Origin of the sequence: Bradyrhizobium sp. AUGA SZCCT0158 (genome assembly GCF_018130065.1) — a bacterium.
Taxonomy (GTDB): domain Bacteria; phylum Pseudomonadota; class Alphaproteobacteria; order Rhizobiales; family Xanthobacteraceae; genus Bradyrhizobium.
Genome location: NZ_JAFCME010000020.1, coordinates 56,354 through 71,665 on the forward strand (window position 1 = coordinate 56,354; position 15,312 = coordinate 71,665).

Annotated in this window: 17 protein-coding genes; 10 read left to right on the top strand and 7 right to left on the bottom strand. The window is 62.2% G+C overall.

Features of this window, described 5'->3' with window-relative positions:
* Positions 1 to 128 precede the first annotated feature (128 nt).
* From JQ574_RS25570 to JQ574_RS25585, 4 genes are all read left to right on the top strand, one after another.
* Complete coding sequence (locus JQ574_RS25570; protein WP_212210441.1) at positions 129 to 341, top strand: hypothetical protein; 213 nt, start codon at positions 129 to 131, stop codon at positions 339 to 341.
* A gap of 158 nt (positions 342 to 499) precedes the next feature.
* Complete coding sequence (locus JQ574_RS25575; protein WP_212210439.1) at positions 500 to 1,039, top strand: SRPBCC family protein; 540 nt, start codon at positions 500 to 502, stop codon at positions 1,037 to 1,039.
* A gap of 79 nt (positions 1,040 to 1,118) precedes the next feature.
* Entirely contained in the window at positions 1,119 to 2,045 is a 927-nt protein-coding gene (locus JQ574_RS25580; protein ID WP_249119593.1) for a cytochrome D1 domain-containing protein, read from the top strand.
* Positions 2,046 to 2,149: 104 nt separating this feature from the next.
* Positions 2,150 to 2,467 (top strand): PRC-barrel domain-containing protein, encoded by a 318-nt coding sequence (locus JQ574_RS25585; RefSeq protein WP_312014656.1) that lies wholly within the window; start codon positions 2,150 to 2,152, stop codon positions 2,465 to 2,467.
* Positions 2,468 to 2,524: 57 nt separating this feature from the next.
* Here the strand turns inward: JQ574_RS25585 and JQ574_RS25590 are convergent, their stop codons facing one another.
* Positions 2,525 to 2,848 (bottom strand): hypothetical protein, encoded by a 324-nt coding sequence (locus JQ574_RS25590; protein ID WP_212210436.1) that lies wholly within the window; start codon positions 2,846 to 2,848, stop codon positions 2,525 to 2,527.
* 290 nt (positions 2,849 to 3,138) lie between these two features.
* On the opposite strand from JQ574_RS25590, the gene JQ574_RS35240 reads away from it, so the two are divergent.
* A complete protein-coding gene (locus tag JQ574_RS35240) occupies positions 3,139 to 3,282 on the top strand; it encodes a type II toxin-antitoxin system RelE/ParE family toxin (RefSeq protein ID WP_249119581.1) in 144 nt (47 codons plus the stop codon).
* Positions 3,283 to 3,287: 5 nt separating this feature from the next.
* Positions 3,288 to 3,575 carry a HigA family addiction module antitoxin gene (locus tag JQ574_RS25600; RefSeq protein ID WP_212210434.1) on the top strand — a complete coding sequence of 96 codons (288 nt, stop codon included), beginning with the start codon at positions 3,288 to 3,290 and terminating at the stop codon, positions 3,573 to 3,575.
* A gap of 51 nt (positions 3,576 to 3,626) precedes the next feature.
* On the opposite strand, the gene JQ574_RS25605 is transcribed toward JQ574_RS25600, so the two are convergent.
* From JQ574_RS25605 to JQ574_RS25620, 4 genes are all read right to left on the bottom strand, one after another.
* Complete coding sequence (locus JQ574_RS25605; protein WP_249119582.1) at positions 3,627 to 3,842, bottom strand: hypothetical protein; 216 nt, start codon at positions 3,840 to 3,842, stop codon at positions 3,627 to 3,629.
* Complete coding sequence (locus JQ574_RS25610) at positions 3,839 to 4,162, bottom strand: DUF4258 domain-containing protein (RefSeq protein ID WP_212210432.1); 324 nt, start codon at positions 4,160 to 4,162, stop codon at positions 3,839 to 3,841. The genes JQ574_RS25605 and JQ574_RS25610 overlap by 4 nt, the downstream gene beginning before the upstream one ends.
* Positions 4,163 to 4,186: 24 nt before the next feature.
* The gene (gene uvrA, locus JQ574_RS25615; protein WP_212210430.1) at positions 4,187 to 7,171 is read right to left on the bottom strand and encodes an excinuclease ABC subunit UvrA; all 2,985 of its coding nucleotides are present in this window, start codon (positions 7,169 to 7,171) and stop codon (positions 4,187 to 4,189) included.
* 294 nt (positions 7,172 to 7,465) lie between these two features.
* Positions 7,466 to 8,233 (bottom strand): outer membrane protein, encoded by a 768-nt coding sequence (locus JQ574_RS25620; protein WP_212210428.1) that lies wholly within the window; start codon positions 8,231 to 8,233, stop codon positions 7,466 to 7,468.
* Positions 8,234 to 8,707: 474 nt separating this feature from the next.
* Here JQ574_RS25620 and JQ574_RS25625 point away from each other — a divergent pair, with 474 nt between their 5' ends.
* The 4 genes from JQ574_RS25625 to JQ574_RS25640 all read left to right on the top strand — a co-directional run bounded on the left by JQ574_RS25625 (position 8,708) and on the right by JQ574_RS25640 (position 14,074).
* Entirely contained in the window at positions 8,708 to 9,199 is a 492-nt protein-coding gene (locus JQ574_RS25625; RefSeq protein WP_212210426.1) for a single-stranded DNA-binding protein, read from the top strand.
* 257 nt (positions 9,200 to 9,456) lie between these two features.
* A complete protein-coding gene (locus JQ574_RS25630) occupies positions 9,457 to 9,855 on the top strand; it encodes a DUF2306 domain-containing protein (RefSeq protein ID WP_212210518.1) in 399 nt (132 codons plus the stop codon).
* Positions 9,856 to 10,066: 211 nt separating this feature from the next.
* Positions 10,067 to 12,796 (top strand): DNA gyrase subunit A, encoded by a 2,730-nt coding sequence (gyrA, locus tag JQ574_RS25635; RefSeq protein WP_212210424.1) that lies wholly within the window; start codon positions 10,067 to 10,069, stop codon positions 12,794 to 12,796.
* A gap of 294 nt (positions 12,797 to 13,090) precedes the next feature.
* Positions 13,091 to 14,074, top strand: coding sequence for an ABC transporter substrate-binding protein (locus JQ574_RS25640; RefSeq protein ID WP_212210422.1), 984 nt, complete (start codon positions 13,091 to 13,093; stop codon positions 14,072 to 14,074).
* A 321-nt stretch (positions 14,075 to 14,395) separates the two neighbouring features.
* On the opposite strand, the gene JQ574_RS35245 is transcribed toward JQ574_RS25640, so the two are convergent.
* Positions 14,396 to 14,740: an adenylate/guanylate cyclase domain-containing protein gene (locus JQ574_RS35245; protein ID WP_312018276.1), complete on the bottom strand. Its 345-nt coding sequence runs from the start codon at positions 14,738 to 14,740 to the stop codon at positions 14,396 to 14,398.
* A gap of 70 nt (positions 14,741 to 14,810) precedes the next feature.
* Entirely contained in the window at positions 14,811 to 15,299 is a 489-nt protein-coding gene (locus JQ574_RS35250) for a hypothetical protein (RefSeq protein WP_249119584.1), read from the bottom strand.
* Positions 15,300 to 15,312 lie beyond the last annotated feature (13 nt).

Here is a 15,312-nt window from a genome sequence, read left to right on the forward strand (position 1 = left end):
GCGCCGGGTGAACTTGAGACCGCCGACCGCACTAAGGAAACATGTGAGCGAGCTCGAGCGGCAAGCCACCATCGTAGCGCGCTGTCGCTGTCAATTGCCCGGTGTGATCGAAATCGGAGACGTTTCTTATGAATGAATGGATATCGTTTGCGGTCGCATGGCTGCCGTTCGTACTACTGATCGCGGTGTGGTGCTGGTTCGCGCGCCGCAACGGCATGCAGGCGCGTGGATCTTCCGGCTCGACCACGATCGAGCTTTACGAGCAGCAGGTCGCGGAGACGCGGCGGATGAACGGGTTTCTGGAGCGGATTGCCGCGTCGCTGGAGAAGCGGGAGAGGTAGGGCGCACCAGCGAAGCGAGTTGCGCCGCGCGAGCGTGCTCCAGGCTGAATACGCCGCGCGGTCCGGCGGCGCCACAAACCAGCCTCCTTTGGTATGAAAATGCGTTGCCATAACGCCGCCGCGCGCCTGCGCGGCCATAAGGACCAAGAGGAAACGACATGAGAACGACCGCGAGGGTGGGGGCCGTGGTGGCGGCGCTGGCAGTCATGGGGGTGGCCTGGGCGCACGGGCCGACCCGCCAGAAGGTGCGGGAATCGATCGAGATCAACGCGCCGCCGGCCAAGGTGTGGGCCGTGATCGGCAATTTCCAGGACATGAGCTGGCTGCAGCCGGTCAGCAAGACCGAGGGCAGCAAAGGCAACGAGATCGAGGCCACGCGGCGGCTGACGCTGGCTGGTGGTGCGACCGTCGATGAGGAACTCTATAAGTACGATGCCGAGAAGATGACCTATTCCTACCGGATCACGGCCGTCGACGTGAAGGTGCTGCCGGTCACCAACTATTCGTCCACCCTGACGGTCACGCCCAGCGCCGACGGCAAGGGAAGCAGCCTGGAGTGGGCCGGCGCGTTCTACCGCGGTTTTCCCAACAACGATCCGCCGCCGGAGCTGAGCGACCAGGCCGCCGTGAAGGCGGTGAGCGGGCTTTACAAAGCGGGCCTCGAGGCGCTGAAGAAGAAGGTCGAAAGCGGAAGCTGACCGTGCGGGCTAGAGTCTTGTCTTGACGCGTTTTCTGAGCGCGAACCGGGTCCACTTCGCTGGAAAACGCTATGTCGTTCTGGCGGCTGCGGTCGCCAGCATCGGCACGGTCTGGGCCGCCCGGGCCGAGGAGGCGTTCGTCACCAATCAGCTCAGCGAAAATCTCACCGTCGTTGACCTCGCGACGTCGCGGCCGGTCGCGACCATCGCGATCGGCGGCAAGCCGGCAGGGGTAGCCATCACGCCGGATGGACGCTTCGCCTATGTGACGAGCCCCGACGCCAAGGCGCTCACCGTGATCGATGCCGCCGCACGCCAGGTGGTCGGCAAGATCAACGTCGGCGGCGGTCCGCTCGGCGTTGCGGTGGCGCCGGATGGCGGCGCGGTCTATGTCGCCGACTGGTACGCCGCGGCGGTGCGGGTGATCGATCCGAAAGCGCAGCGCGTGATCGCCGATATCGCGGTCGGCGCATCGCCGTCGGGGCTTGCGGTAACACCGGACGGGCGGCTGCTGCTCTCGGCGGACCGCGATGCGGACAGCGTATCCGTCATCGATACCGCGACGCGCGAACGCCAGGCGGTCATCAAGGTCGGCACGCGCCCGTTCGGCATCACGATCGATGCGGAGGGCCGGCGGGCCTACACCGCCAATGTCGGATCGAACGACGTCTCCGTGATCGACATCGCGGATAACCGCGAGATCGGGCGCGTGAAGACGGGCCTGCGCCCCTACGCGGTCGCACTTGCCCAGGGCCGCGGCTTCGTCAGCGACCAGTATGACGGCACCGTCAGCGTGTTCGATCTCGCGACGCTTGCGCCGGTCAAGCGCATCCATGTCGGCGATTATCCGGAAGGGATCGCGGCGACGGCGAATGGCAGGCAGATCATCGTGGCGAACTGGGAGAGCAACTCGATCAGCGTGATCGATGCGGTCGAGCTGAAGGTGACCGGTGAGATCAAGGTCGGCGACGGACCGCGGGCGTTCGGGACGTTTTTGCGGCGGTAGAGGTCGTAGGATGGGTGGAGCCAACGGGTCGCGCGAATGCGCGCCCCGTTGGCTCTACCCATCCTACATGCGTCCGTGCGCCGCGGTTGCCGGGCCCGCGCCTGGTGCCCAGTGATCGCGTCGAGCAGGCGAACGTCTACGGCCGAGACGGCGCAAAACTCGGCACGATCGAACGACTGATGCTGGACAAGGTGCGCGGAACCGTCGCGTATGCCGTGATAAAAACCGGCGGGCTGCTCGCCACCCATCACCATTATCCCGTGCGGTGGGACGAACTCAGGTTTGATCCCGCGCGTCAGGCCTTCGTGGTCGAGCTGACGTTGGACGATTTGCGCGCCGGCCCGTCCGAGTTCGATGAAGACGGCTTCGACTGGGGCGACCGCTCGCGATCCTACCGGCACCCGCATTATTGGACGGTGTAGGGCGAGGGCGAGCAGCGCGTTACTGCAAAGGGACGTCCGGGGCACTGGCCGGCCGCGCTACCGCAACTTGCGCACGTGAATATTGATGTCGAGGTCGATGCTGCTGACGCAAGTTTGCTCGGTGCGGTGAGAGCCTCCCGCGTGCCATGGCCCGTTACGCGGATTGGCATTTCTGACGTCGGCAAGCCGCAGGCACCGCCACTGCGGTAGCTTGCCACTGCTTTGTCCGGCAAATTGCCACGCCAGCACGACTTCCTCACCACGCTTGTTGAGACCCAGGATATGCGGGCACAATTCGCGATGGCGGCCTTCATAGGTGCAGACCACCTGCTGTTCGGCCAGGATCGCATTGCGGAACAAGGTGTAAATCGGGCTGGGCATGGACCTAGCTTGTCTAGGCAGAGAGTGGTGTCAATTCAAATGCCCGACCCAGGGGTAACCTGCCGCTCGCGGATAGTGGAGCCGACGCTGTTCTATTCGTTCTCTATCCTTGCCTGTTCACCGCTTGACGTAGTATATTTATGCCATGATCCGATCATGGCGGAATTCCGCGACCCGCAAGGTTTGGGACGGCGAACAGCCAAATCAATTTCGCGGGCTGGATTTCGAAGCTGCGATCGATCTGTTGGTGGCATTTGAATGTAGCAAAGTCACTCAGCGACTTAAGTCCGTTGAAAAGCGTAGGCCTTCACAAGCTCAAGGGTGATCGCAAGAAGCAGTGGGCGATGACGGTCAACGAGCGCTGGCGTATCTGTTTCGAGTTTCACAAAGGCGATGCCCACGAGGTTGAGATCGTGGACTACCACAAAGGTTGACCGTCATGGCTCCTGTCGTACACCCCGGTCGTTTATTGAAGCGCGAACTAGCCGCTCGCAAGCTCAGTGCCAACCGTTTGTCGCTCGATATCGGCGTACCCTCAGGTCGCGTCACTGACATCCTCAACGGTCGCCGTTCGATTACGGCTGACACGGCGGTGCGCCTTGGACGCTATTTTGGCAATGGGGCGCAGTTCTGGCTCGACTTGCAGGGCCAATATGACATCGGCGTCGTTGAGCGGGAGAAGGGCGCGGAGATTGCGAAGCGGGTGAGGCCGGCGGACGCGGCTTAGGGCGCAGAAGAACGGAATACGCCGCGCTATTCCGCCCTACGAGCCAACCTGCTAAGCGGAAATTGGCGTCAATTCGAATACCAGGCCATGCCTTGCGGCTTCCGCGATTTCACCTCTGCGCAACGCCAGCCGGACGGCATCAAGCTTCTGTGCATCTTCCAAGGAAAGGTATGGCGACCATCCGGTATCGTCCTCGATGAGCTCAACCGGGACTTCTGCCGCATAACGGCCTTCGTGAATGAGTTTGACGGTTTTTCGGAGCATCATTTCTTCCGTCGCATGAAGTCAGATGACCATCGCTCTTGGTCGGGTCGATATGCCGTGACTAGTACCGCAGGAGCCGATTGATCCTTTGGGATTGCCCAAACCACATGAACCGGCCTCCGCAAGATGTCCCACTGTAGAACGAGAACGCTGGGTCCCCGCATTGCCGCCGGATAGTCCTCGACAACAACAGCGGTATCGATACCAGCCAGCACCTCAGTTACCAATATATCATCCTTGGCAAGCTCGTCATAGCCGTGATCGGAAATGCGGAGCAAACCCCGCGTCACAAGAGCCTGAATCTGAGTGAGCGTATCGCTCAAATGGCTCTCCTCACGTCCGGTTGTCTACTCCGCCGCCTCGCTCGTTCCCGTACTCTTCCGCGGCTTCCCCGCCGCCCGCTTCAGCACCGGCTCCAGAAACTTGCCGGTATAGCTCCGCGGCGCTTTCACGATATCCTCCGGCGGACCCCAGGCGACGATTTCGCCGCCCCCGTCGCCGCCTTCGGGGCCGAGGTCGATGACCCAGTCGGCGGTTTTTATCACCTCGAGATTGTGCTCGATGACGACGACTGTGTTGCCCTGCGACACCAGCTCGTGCAGCACTTCCAGGAGTTTGGCGACGTCGTGGAAGTGCAGCCCGGTGGTGGGCTCGTCCAGGATGTAGAGCGTGCGGCCCGTTGCGCGCTTTGAGAGTTCCTTTGCCAGCTTGACGCGCTGGGCTTCGCCGCCGGATAGCGTGGTGGCCTGCTGGCCGACATGGATGTAGTCGAGGCCGACGCGGTGCAGCGTTTTGAAAGTCTCGCGGACGCGCGGGACGGCCTTGAAGAACTCGGCAGCTTCTTCCACCGTCATGTCGAGCACGTCGGCGATGCTCTTGCCCTTGAACAGGACTTCCAGCGTCTCGCGGTTGTAGCGCTTGCCCTTGCAGGCGTCGCAGGTGACGTAGACGTCGGGCAGGAAGTGCATCTCGATCTTGATGACGCCGTCGCCCTGGCAGGCCTCGCAGCGGCCGCCCTTGACGTTGAAGGAGAAGCGCCCGGGCTCGTAGCCGCGCGCCTTGGCTTCGGGCAGACCGGCGAACCATTCGCGGATCGGCGTAAAGGCGCCGGTATAGGTCGCGGGGTTGGAACGCGGGGTGCGGCCGATCGGCGACTGGTCGATGTCGATGATCTTGTCGATATGCTCCAGCCCCTCGATGCGGTCGTGGGGCGCGGCGCCTTCGCTGGCGTTGTTGAGTTTTCGCGCGATCGCTTTGTAGAGCGTGTCGATCAATAGCGTCGACTTGCCGCCGCCGGAGACGCCGGTCACGCAGGTGAACAGGCCGAGCGGAATTTCGGCCGAGACGTTTTTCAGATTGTTGCCGCGGGCGTTGATCACCTTGATGGTTCGGCGATGGTTCGGCGGCTTGCGCTCGGGGATCGCCACCGACAATTCGCCGGTGAGGTACTTTCCGGTCAGCGATTTCGGATTGGCCATGACCTCGGCGGGCGTGCCTTGCGCCACGATGTGGCCGCCATGCATGCCGGCGCCGGGGCCGATGTCGAGCACGAAATCGGCGAGGCGAATGGCGTCCTCGTCATGCTCGACCACGATCACGGTATTGCCGAGGTCGCGCAGCCGCTTCAGCGTTTCCAAGAGCCGCGCATTGTCGCGCTGGTGCAGGCCGATCGATGGCTCGTCCAGCACATAGAGCACGCCTGTCAGCCCCGAGCCGATCTGGGAGGCGAGGCGGATGCGCTGGCTTTCGCCGCCGCTGAGCGTACCGGACGAACGCGACAGCGTCAGGTAATTGAGGCCGACGTCGAGCAGGAAGGACAGCCGCTCGCGGATCTCCTTCAGCACGCGGATGGCGATCTCGTTCTGCTGCGCGTTGAGCGCCTTGGGCACGCTCTCGAACCATTCGCCGGCGCGCTTGACCGAGAGTTCACTGATCTCGCCGATATGCTTGCCGCCGATCTTGACGCACAGCGCCTCCGGCTTCAGCCGGTAGCCGTGGCAGCCCTCGCAGGGAATGTCCGAAAAATACTTTGCCAGCTCCTCGCGCGCCCATTCGCTCTCGGTCTCGCGAAAACGGCGGTTGAGGTTGGTGATGACGCCCTCGAACGGTTTCTTGGTGTCATAAGAGCGCACCCCGTCCTCATAGGAGAACTTGATCTCGTCGTCGCCGGAACCGTGCAGGATCGCGGCCTGCGTCTTCTTCGGCAGGTCCTTCCACTTGGTGTCGAGCGTGAACTTGTAGAACTTGCCGAGCGCGGTCAGCGTCTGGATGTAATAGGGCGAGGACGATTTGGACCAGGGCGCGATCGCGCCCTTGCGCAGGGTCAGCTCCTTGTCGGGGATGACGAGGTCTTCGTCGATATGCTGCTCGACGCCGAGGCCGCCGCAGGCCGGGCAGGCGCCATAGGGGTTGTTGAACGAGAACAGCCGGGGCTCGATCTCGGGAATGGTGAAGCCAGAAACCGGGCAGGCGAATTTCTCCGAAAACAAAATCCGTTCCGGGCCGCTCTTGTCGTGGATCTTTGCCGTTTTCTTGTCGGACTTCTTTTCCTCGGCAGCGCCCGCGGGCGCGTCGGCGTATTCGATCACCGCGAGGCCTTCAGCGAGTTTTAAGGCGGTCTCAAAACTTTCGGCGAGGCGCTGGCCGATGTCGGGGCGGACCACGATGCGGTCGACGACGACGTCGATGTCGTGCGGGAATTTCTTGTCGAGCGTGGGCGCTTCGGCGAGCTCATAGAAGCTGCCGTCGATCTTGACGCGCTGAAAGCCCTTCTTGAGGTATTCGGCGAGCTCCTTCTTGTATTCGCCCTTGCGGCCGCGCGCGACCGGCGCCAGCAGGTAGAGCCGCGTGCCTTCGGGCAGCGCCAGCACGCGGTCGACCATCTGCGACACCAGCTGGCTCTCGATCGGCAGGCCCGTCGCGGGCGAATAGGGCACGCCGACGCGCGCCCATAGCAGGCGCATGTAGTCGTAGATCTCGGTGACGGTGCCGACCGTCGAGCGCGGGTTCTTCGACGTCGTCTTCTGTTCGATCGAGATCGCCGGCGACAGGCCGTCGATCTGGTCGACGTCGGGCTTCTGCATCATCTCGAGGAACTGGCGCGCATAGGCCGAGAGCGACTCGACGTAGCGGCGCTGACCCTCGGCATAGATGGTGTCGAAGGCGAGCGAGGATTTGCCGGAGCCGGACAAGCCCGTGAACACCGCAAGCTTGTCGCGGGGAATCTCGACGTCGATGTTTTTCAGATTGTGCTCGCGTGCGCCGCGGATCGTTATCGCGCGCGTTCCCGAGCCGGCGTTGGTTTGGCGCTTCGCCCTCAGCACTTCATCCATATCGGCATTTCCAGGCGCATGGAGGCGCGCCACGTTGGGCGCGCATGGCCAGGGAAGACCTTAGCCGGGCGCCGATGGCAGAAAGCTGGAACGTAGGAAGAACGGGCCGGGATTTCCAGTGCTCGCAGCAAGCCATCAACGGTTTGTTTTGCAAGGAGTGCCAGGGAACTGCAATGGCAGCAGATGGCAGCGGAACCGCGGGCAGGATGACGTCGTCGCCGCGAATAAAACCGCACCCAAAAGAAAAAGGCCGGCGCGAGGCCGGCCTTTCGAAATCGTCTGATGCAGCGAAGCTCAATACTTCGCGATCACCGGGCCACCCCAGCGATAGTTGACGCGGACGGTGACGAGATCGACGTCCTGACGGATGCGCTCGTTGAACGTCACGCCGGCCGGGCCGATGGCAGCGACAGCGCCGTTGCTCACAAAGGTATGGGTACGATCCTGCATGAACATGTGATTGTATTCGATGCCGGCCGACCAGTTCGGCGCGAAACCATATTCGAGGCCCACACCGACCACGCCACCCCAACGGGTATCGTCACCGGTCGTGGCACCCACAACGTTGGCGACATTGCTCCTGATGTCGAAGCGATCCGCGGTCACGGCCGCACCGCCCTTGACGTAGAACAGCACGTTGTTGGCGGCCCAGCCGACCTGACCGGTGAACGTGCCAAATGCGTCGATCTTCGATCGGATGTTCGTGGCGGGGACGAAGAGGCTCACATTGCTGCCGCGGAAGTCGGCCCAGTTGCCCTGTCCTTCAACGCCGAACACCCAGGTGCCCGCCTGCCAGCGATAACCAATCTGACCACCGGCCGTGCCGCCGGTCGCGTCATGGCAACCTTCGTTGGCAATGAATGCGCCAGCCGCGGTCACTGCGTCCCAGCACTTGCGGCTCGAACCCCAACCACCGTTGGCGCCGATGTAGAAACCGCTCCAGTCATAGACTGCCGCGATCATCGGGGGGGCCTTGGTGTAAGGACGCGCAGCGAGATCAGCCGCAGCGGCGGGAGCCGCAAAGGCAACGAGAGCAACAGTACCAAGCAAAAACTTCTTCATTTCAAATAGTCCCCAGTCCTTTGTCCGCTTCCCGTTGGTCCCGAAGCGTTTTTGTCCAAGACGCGAGCGCCGCGCCGCTGGACAAGCCATACGCCAATTCAACCGGAAATGCCGTCTCCGAAATGCAACACTCGCGGGCGAAGTGCAGACCTTCAAGGTAATGATTTGTTTAGAATATCCGCCATGCAGCTCCGGCTCCGCGCGGCTTCCGGCACGGAGCAAATACCGGAATACCGGTCGGTTGTGGATGACCTGAGGTTGCGTAGAACAAAACTGGAACAATGCCGCGGGCAATGCTATATGTGGATAACCGCTGCTTTGCCGAGGGATCGCTAAGTCGGGGCGGCCATCGGGCGTATAGGGTCGTCTCAAATGTCCCTGATGCGGATGAGGCGGCCAATCGGGCGGCCCGTGCCGGCCGATTGCAGCGGTCGCGCAGCAGTTTTTGGTACCGATTTTGAGTGGAGAGCGACGATGGCGGGAAGCGTGAACAAGGTGATCCTGGTCGGAAACCTCGGCAAGGATCCGGAAATCCGGCGGACACAGGACGGGCGGCCGATCGCCAATCTGAGCATCGCGACCTCGGAAACCTGGCGCGACAAGGGCACCGGCGAGCGCAAGGAAAAGACCGAGTGGCACCGCGTGGTGATCTTCAATGAAGGGCTCTGCAAGGTCGCCGAGCAGTACCTGAAGAAGGGCGCCAAGGTTTACATCGAGGGCGCGCTGCAGACCCGCAAATGGACCGACCAGAGCGGGGTCGAGAAATACTCGACCGAAGTGGTGCTGCAGGGCTTCAATTCGACCCTGACCATGCTCGACGGCCGCTCCGGCGGCGCGGGCGGCAGCTTTGGCTCCGACGATTCCAGCGGCGATTTTGGCGGCGGCCAGGCCACTTCCGCGCCGCGGCGCGCGGTTGCAGCCGGCGCCGGACGCAACAACGACATGGACGACGACATCCCGTTCTGATCGGGCACCGTTCAGGCCTGACCGGAGCTTGTGAGCCGCCGAAAAATCTGCGGCTCGAGCAAGCTCGGTTGGCTGGTGTTTATTCTTGAGAAGCTGACCCAACAGTTTGATTCAGCTATGTGTCGTTGTGCGCCGCAGCACTTTGACTCCCGCCGATGTAAAGGATATTTACATTAAGAGATCAGTTTAGCGTTTTCCGCCGCGCGTGATGCCGTCGAGCCGGCGGCCGCGGGATGGAGCCTTGGGGAGCGTCCGTCATTAGCCTCGCGCCGTTGCTGGATGCCGCTCCCGCGATCCCGCTTCATGCCTTTGCGGCCATGGCTGCGTTCGCGCTGGGCGTCGTCCAGTTCGCGGCCCCGAAGGGAACGCTGCCGCACCGGACGCTTGGCTGGATATGGGTTGGCCTGATGGCCGTGGTCGCGATCTCCTCGTTCTGGATCCACGAGATCAGGCTGCTGGGTCCCTGGAGCCCGATCCATCTGCTCTCGATCTTCACGCCGGTCATGCTGGTGCTCGGCGTGTGGTACGCGCGCCGGCACAAGGTCCGCGGCCACAAGATCACGATGATCTCGATCTTTGCCGGCGCGCTGGTCGTTGCGGGGCTGTTTACCTTCGTCCCCGGGCGGATCATGCATGCGGTGGTGTTCGGGCAGTGAGGGATTAGCGAATGGCGAATAGGGGTTCCATTCGCTATTCGCCATTCGCTATTCGCCTCTCCATGACAGGCGCTCCGGAACCCGGCGATTGCCCGGTAAGTCCATGAAAAAACGAAGGGAAAAACAGCTGGCCGGGAGCGCCCCGGGGTGGTTAAAAGCCCCCCGATACGCTATATGATTCCCAGCCTAGAACTGACCCGGATTTCCCCCTTTGTCTGACAACGATGAGAACAAGCCCGGCGAGCCGCCGGTGCCTTCCGATATTCGTCCCGTTTCCATTCTGGACGAGATGAAGCGCTCCTACCTCGATTACGCCATGAGCGTGATCGTGGCGCGTGCGTTGCCGGATGCCCGCGACGGCCTCAAGCCCGTGCATCGCCGCATTCTGTATTCGATGTACGAGCAGGGGCACACGCCGGACAAGAAATACGTCAAATCCGCGCGCGTCGTCGGTGACGTGATCGGTAAATATCATCCGCACGGCGACCAGTCGATTTACGACGCGATGGTCCGGATGGCGCAGGAATTCTCCATGCGCGTGCCGCTGATCGACGGGCAGGGGAACTTCGGCTCGGTCGACGGCGATCCCCCGGCGGCCTACCGGTATACCGAAGCGCGTCTGACGAAATCGGCGCTCGCCGTGCTCGGCGACATCGACAAGGACACCGTCGACTTCCAGGCCAACTACGACAATTCGGAGAAAGAGCCGTCGGTTCTGCCGGCCAAGTTCCCGAACCTCTTGGTCAACGGCGCCGGCGGCATCGCCGTCGGCATGGCGACCAACATTCCCCCGCACAATCTCGGCGAAGTCATCGACGCCTGCGTGGCATTGATCGACAACCCCGCGCTTTCCATCGACGAACTCATCAACATCGTACCCGGCCCCGATTTTCCGACCGGCGGCATCATCCTCGGCCGCCAGGGCATCCGCTCGGCCTATCACCTCGGCCGCGGCTCGATCATGATGCGCGGCAAGGTCTCGATCGACACCATCCGCAAGGACCGCGAAGCGATCATCATCACCGAGATTCCCTACCAGGTGAACAAGGCCACCATGGTGGAGCGCATCGGTGAACTGGTGCGCGAGAAGAAGATCGAGGGCGTCGCCGACCTGCGCGATGAATCCTCCCGCGAGGGCCTGCGTGTCGTCGTGGAACTGAAACGCGAAGCGGTTCCGGATGTCGTTCTGAACCAGCTCTATCGTTTCACGCCGCTGCAATCGAATTTCCCGGCCAACATGCTGGCGCTGGATTCCGGCCGCCCGCTGACCATGAACCTGAAGGACCTGCTGACGCTGTTCATCGCGTTCCGCGAGCAGGTCATCACGCGCCGGACCAAGTTCCTGCTCAACAAGGCCCGCGACCGCGCCCACATCCTGGTCGGTCTGGCCATCGCCGTCGCCAATATCGACGAGATCATTCGCGTGATCCGCGCCTCGCCCGATCCCACCACCGCCCGCGACAGCCTGATGGCGCGGGACTGGCCGGCGCGGGATGTCGAGGCGATGATCACGCTGATCGACGATCCTCGGCACCGGATGACTGCCGAAGGTACCGCGCGGCTGTCGTTCGAGCAGGCCAAGGCCATTCTCGACCTCCGCCTGCAGCGCCTGACTGCGCTGGGCCGCGAGGAGATTTCCGAAGAGCTCGACAAGCTCGCGGTGGAGATCGCCGACTATCTCGAGATTCTGCGCTCGCGTGCGCGGGTGCAGGCCATCGTTAAGGCCGAGCTCGCCGAGGTGAAGGACGATTTCGCCACCCCGCGCAAGACCGTCATCATGGAGCAGGAAGACGAGGTCGAGGACGAGGACCTGATCCAGCGCGAAGACATGGTGGTCACGGTCTCGCATGCCGGCTACGTCAAGCGCGTGCCGCTGTCGGCCTACCGGGCGCAGCGCCGCGGCGGCAAGGGCCGCGCGGGCATGCAGACCCGCGACGAGGATTTTGTTAGCCGGCTGTTCGTGGCCTCGACCCATACGCCGGTGCTGTTCTTCTCCTCGCGCGGCCAGGTCTACAAGGAAAAGGTCTGGCGGCTGCCGATGGCTGCCCCCAACGCGCGCGGCAAGGCGCTTATCAACATCCTGCCGCTGGAGCAGGGTGAACGCATCACCACCATCATGCCGTTGCCGGAGGATGAATCCTCCTGGGGCAATCTCGACGTGATGTTCGCCACGACCGGCGGCAACGTCCGCCGCAACAAGCTGTCCGACTTCGTCGATGTCCGCCGTTCCGGCATCATCGCCATGAAGCTCGACGAGGGCGAGGCGATCGTCGACGTGCAGATCTGCACCGAGCATGACGACGTGCTGCTGACGGCGGCCGGCGGCCAGTGCATCCGCTTCCCCGTCACCGACGTGCGCGTCTTTACCGGCCGCACCTCGATGGGCGTGCGCGGCATTGCGCTTGCCGGAAACGACAAGCTGATCTCGCTGTCGATCCTGCGCCATGTCGAGACCACGTCGGACGAGCGGTCGGCGTATCAGAAGATGCGCCGCGCGGTAGCCGGCGAGACCGGCACCGAGGAGCCCGCCGATGTCGAGGCCGAGGAGATTTCGGGTACGCTCCAGCTCTCCCAGGAACGCTATGCCGAAATGTCGGCGCAGGAGCAGGTGGTGCTGACCGTGTCCGTCAACGGCTTCGGCAAGCGCACCTCGTCCTACGAATACCGCACCACGGGGCGCGGCGGCAAAGGCATCGTCGCGATGTCGGTCAACAACCGCAACGGCAAGCTGGTGGCCTCGTTCCCGGTCGAGGACTCTGACCAGATCATGCTGGTGACCGACAAGGGCCAGTTGATCCGCTGTCCGGTCGAGGGCATCCGCATCGCCGGCCGCTCGACCCAAGGCGTGATCGTGTTCGACACCGCCGAGGACGAGCACGTGGTCTCCGTCGAGCATATCGGTGACGACGGCGAGAATGGCGAGAACGGGAATGGCGGCTAGCGCCTGGTCAAGGCGCGGCCTCATTTCGGAGGAGCTAAATCCGGTTTGAGGCGAGCTTGAAGGAAGTCAGCTTGCTGGGCGCTCGTTGCTCCGCCGGAGCGCCCGGGAGGGTGCGCGGCAGATCGCGAAGCAGGGTGCATGCTGATCGTGCGGCAGGACCAGTACGTGGCGCACGTCCTGCCGCTGCGGCACGCGGCCAACCGACGCTATTGACCCACAGCGGGCATCAGACCGCTTGAGCCGCGCGGGAAATTGCTTACGCTTGCGTTCAGGTCATCGTGGGCAAGATCTACAATGAAACGACGCGAGTTCATCTCGCTTCTGAGCGGCGCGGCGGCTGGTTGGCCGCTAGCGGCGCGCGGGCAACAGTCGGGGAGGGTGTGGCGGATCGGGTATCTGGGATTTGGCCCGGCGTCTAATTGGACGAGGGAAGTTGAGGCTCTGCGGAGCGGCTTGCGCGATCTCGGTTACGTTGAGGGCAAGAATATTCTCATTGAGTTCCGGTGGGCGGAGCGGGCTGATCAAATGCATGATCTCGCCGCCCAACTCGCCAGCATGAAAGTTGATGTTATTTTCGCCCCCGCCTCAACCCATGTTGAATCTGCCCGAAAGGTGACCAAAACGATCCCGATTGTCTTCGCAACACATGCAGATCCGGTCGGGCTTGGGGATGTGGCGAGCCTCTCGCGGCCGGGCGGCAATATCACCGGACTGTCGATGCTTCTCACTGAACTCTCCGTCAAAGAGCTGGAGATTTTGAGAGAAGCCCTGCCGCACGCAAGGAGACTTGGTGTTCTCTGGAATCCCACGACCCCCTCTCATCCAACCGCTATCAAGGCGATTAAAGCTGCGAGCGAAAAACTCGGCGTCGAACTAGTCATAACTCCCGCTGGAACTGTCACGGAAATCGAGAAAGCATTCTCGTCAATGACACGAGAAAGCGTCCGTGGTGTTCTCGTCTTGGGTTCCCCGATCTTCAACGCACTGGGACCACTCTTGGCCGAATTGCAATTGAAGTATCGGCTGCCCGCGATATTTGCGTACAGACCAAACGTGGACGCGGGTGGTCTTATGAGTTATGGCGCGGATTTCAGCGACCTCTATCGACGCGCGGCAAGCTACATTGACAAGATTCTCAAAGACGCGAAACCGGCAGACCTTCCAGTGGAGCAAGCGTCAAAATACGTACTAGTCATCAACCTTAAGACTGCGAAAGCACTTGGCCTGATCATTCCGCCGACCTTGCTCGCCCGCGCCGACGAGGTGATCGAGGATTAAGGGCGGGGACGGCCCTGTCGACGAAGCGCTGCGGTTGCGAGCATGCCCGCCTTTGACCAGCGGCGGACCTGGGGCCGATCAGCGCGTGAGCGCCCCTGAATTTGCGTGAGCCACACGTCTGACGCCGGAAACAGTCGTCGCGTCGAACCGATAGCGCGCTTCAATCAACGTGTGAAGAGTTGCTCATCATCATGGGTTAATGGCGGTTTCAGAACGGAAGCGACCGCAGCGGCGACTTGTGCCCTTGCCTGATGCCGACAAGCGGTATGTTGGTCTGGCGGCACGTGGGCCTGCCGCCAAGCGGCCAGCGGTCGTTCATTTCTACACCGGAGAGATTTCAATCCGATAAATTTCCATCTTCTGGCCGATGCCCTTCAAGTTCTCGTAGTCGCGCGACGCCGGTCGGCCTTTGACGACGTCACTGACTCCGGGCGCCTCCATCACCGATTCCGTCAGGCAAATTTCGTTGACGCGGGCGAGACCTTGCACGCGGGCGGCGATGTTCACGTCCTGCCCGAAGTAGTCCATCCGGTCGTTGAGCCTTACGGCGATGGCTCTGCCTCTGTGTACACCGACCTTGAGGCCGAGTGGTCGTGAAGCGGTTTGGTTGAACCGTAGCAGTTCTTCGATCATCTCGATGGAGGCAGAACGGCGTCCTGCGGACACTCGAAGCCAGCCATGACTGCATCGCCGATCGTCTTGACCATGGTGCCAGATCGCTCCCGAATGATCTTGTTCAGGATGTCGAAGTGCTGACGCACCAGAAATAGGCATTCACGTCGCCAACGCTTTCATACAACGGGGTGGAATCCTTTAGATCGGTGAACAGATAGGTGATGTCGGAGACTGCCAGGCTCTCCCGCTCATCCACCAACTGTGTCTTGTAGAGTTCGCCGAAGCACGGGGTGAGCAGCAGCCGCTTGCCGGAAAGAAACGGCTCATACTCGACCAGATGGGGCTCGAACTGGTAAGGGTATTGGAGGAACCAGAAGCGTCCGCGATCGCTGGTGCGGTTCTCGATCTGAATGGTGTGCTTGCCGGGGCTAAGATCGACCGTCTGTCGAAACGCAAAGCGCCCGTCGCCAAGATCCATTTCTCTCGGTCCAGTCGGCCGATCGGGAACTATGAATCGACCCGATTCGAGCCGGACCAGCGTTCCCTGGGGTTCCGCCGGCTCACCGTTCGCAAAGAAAACCAGAAGCAGCTTGTGGCTGAGATCGAGCACCTCGAAACGGCCG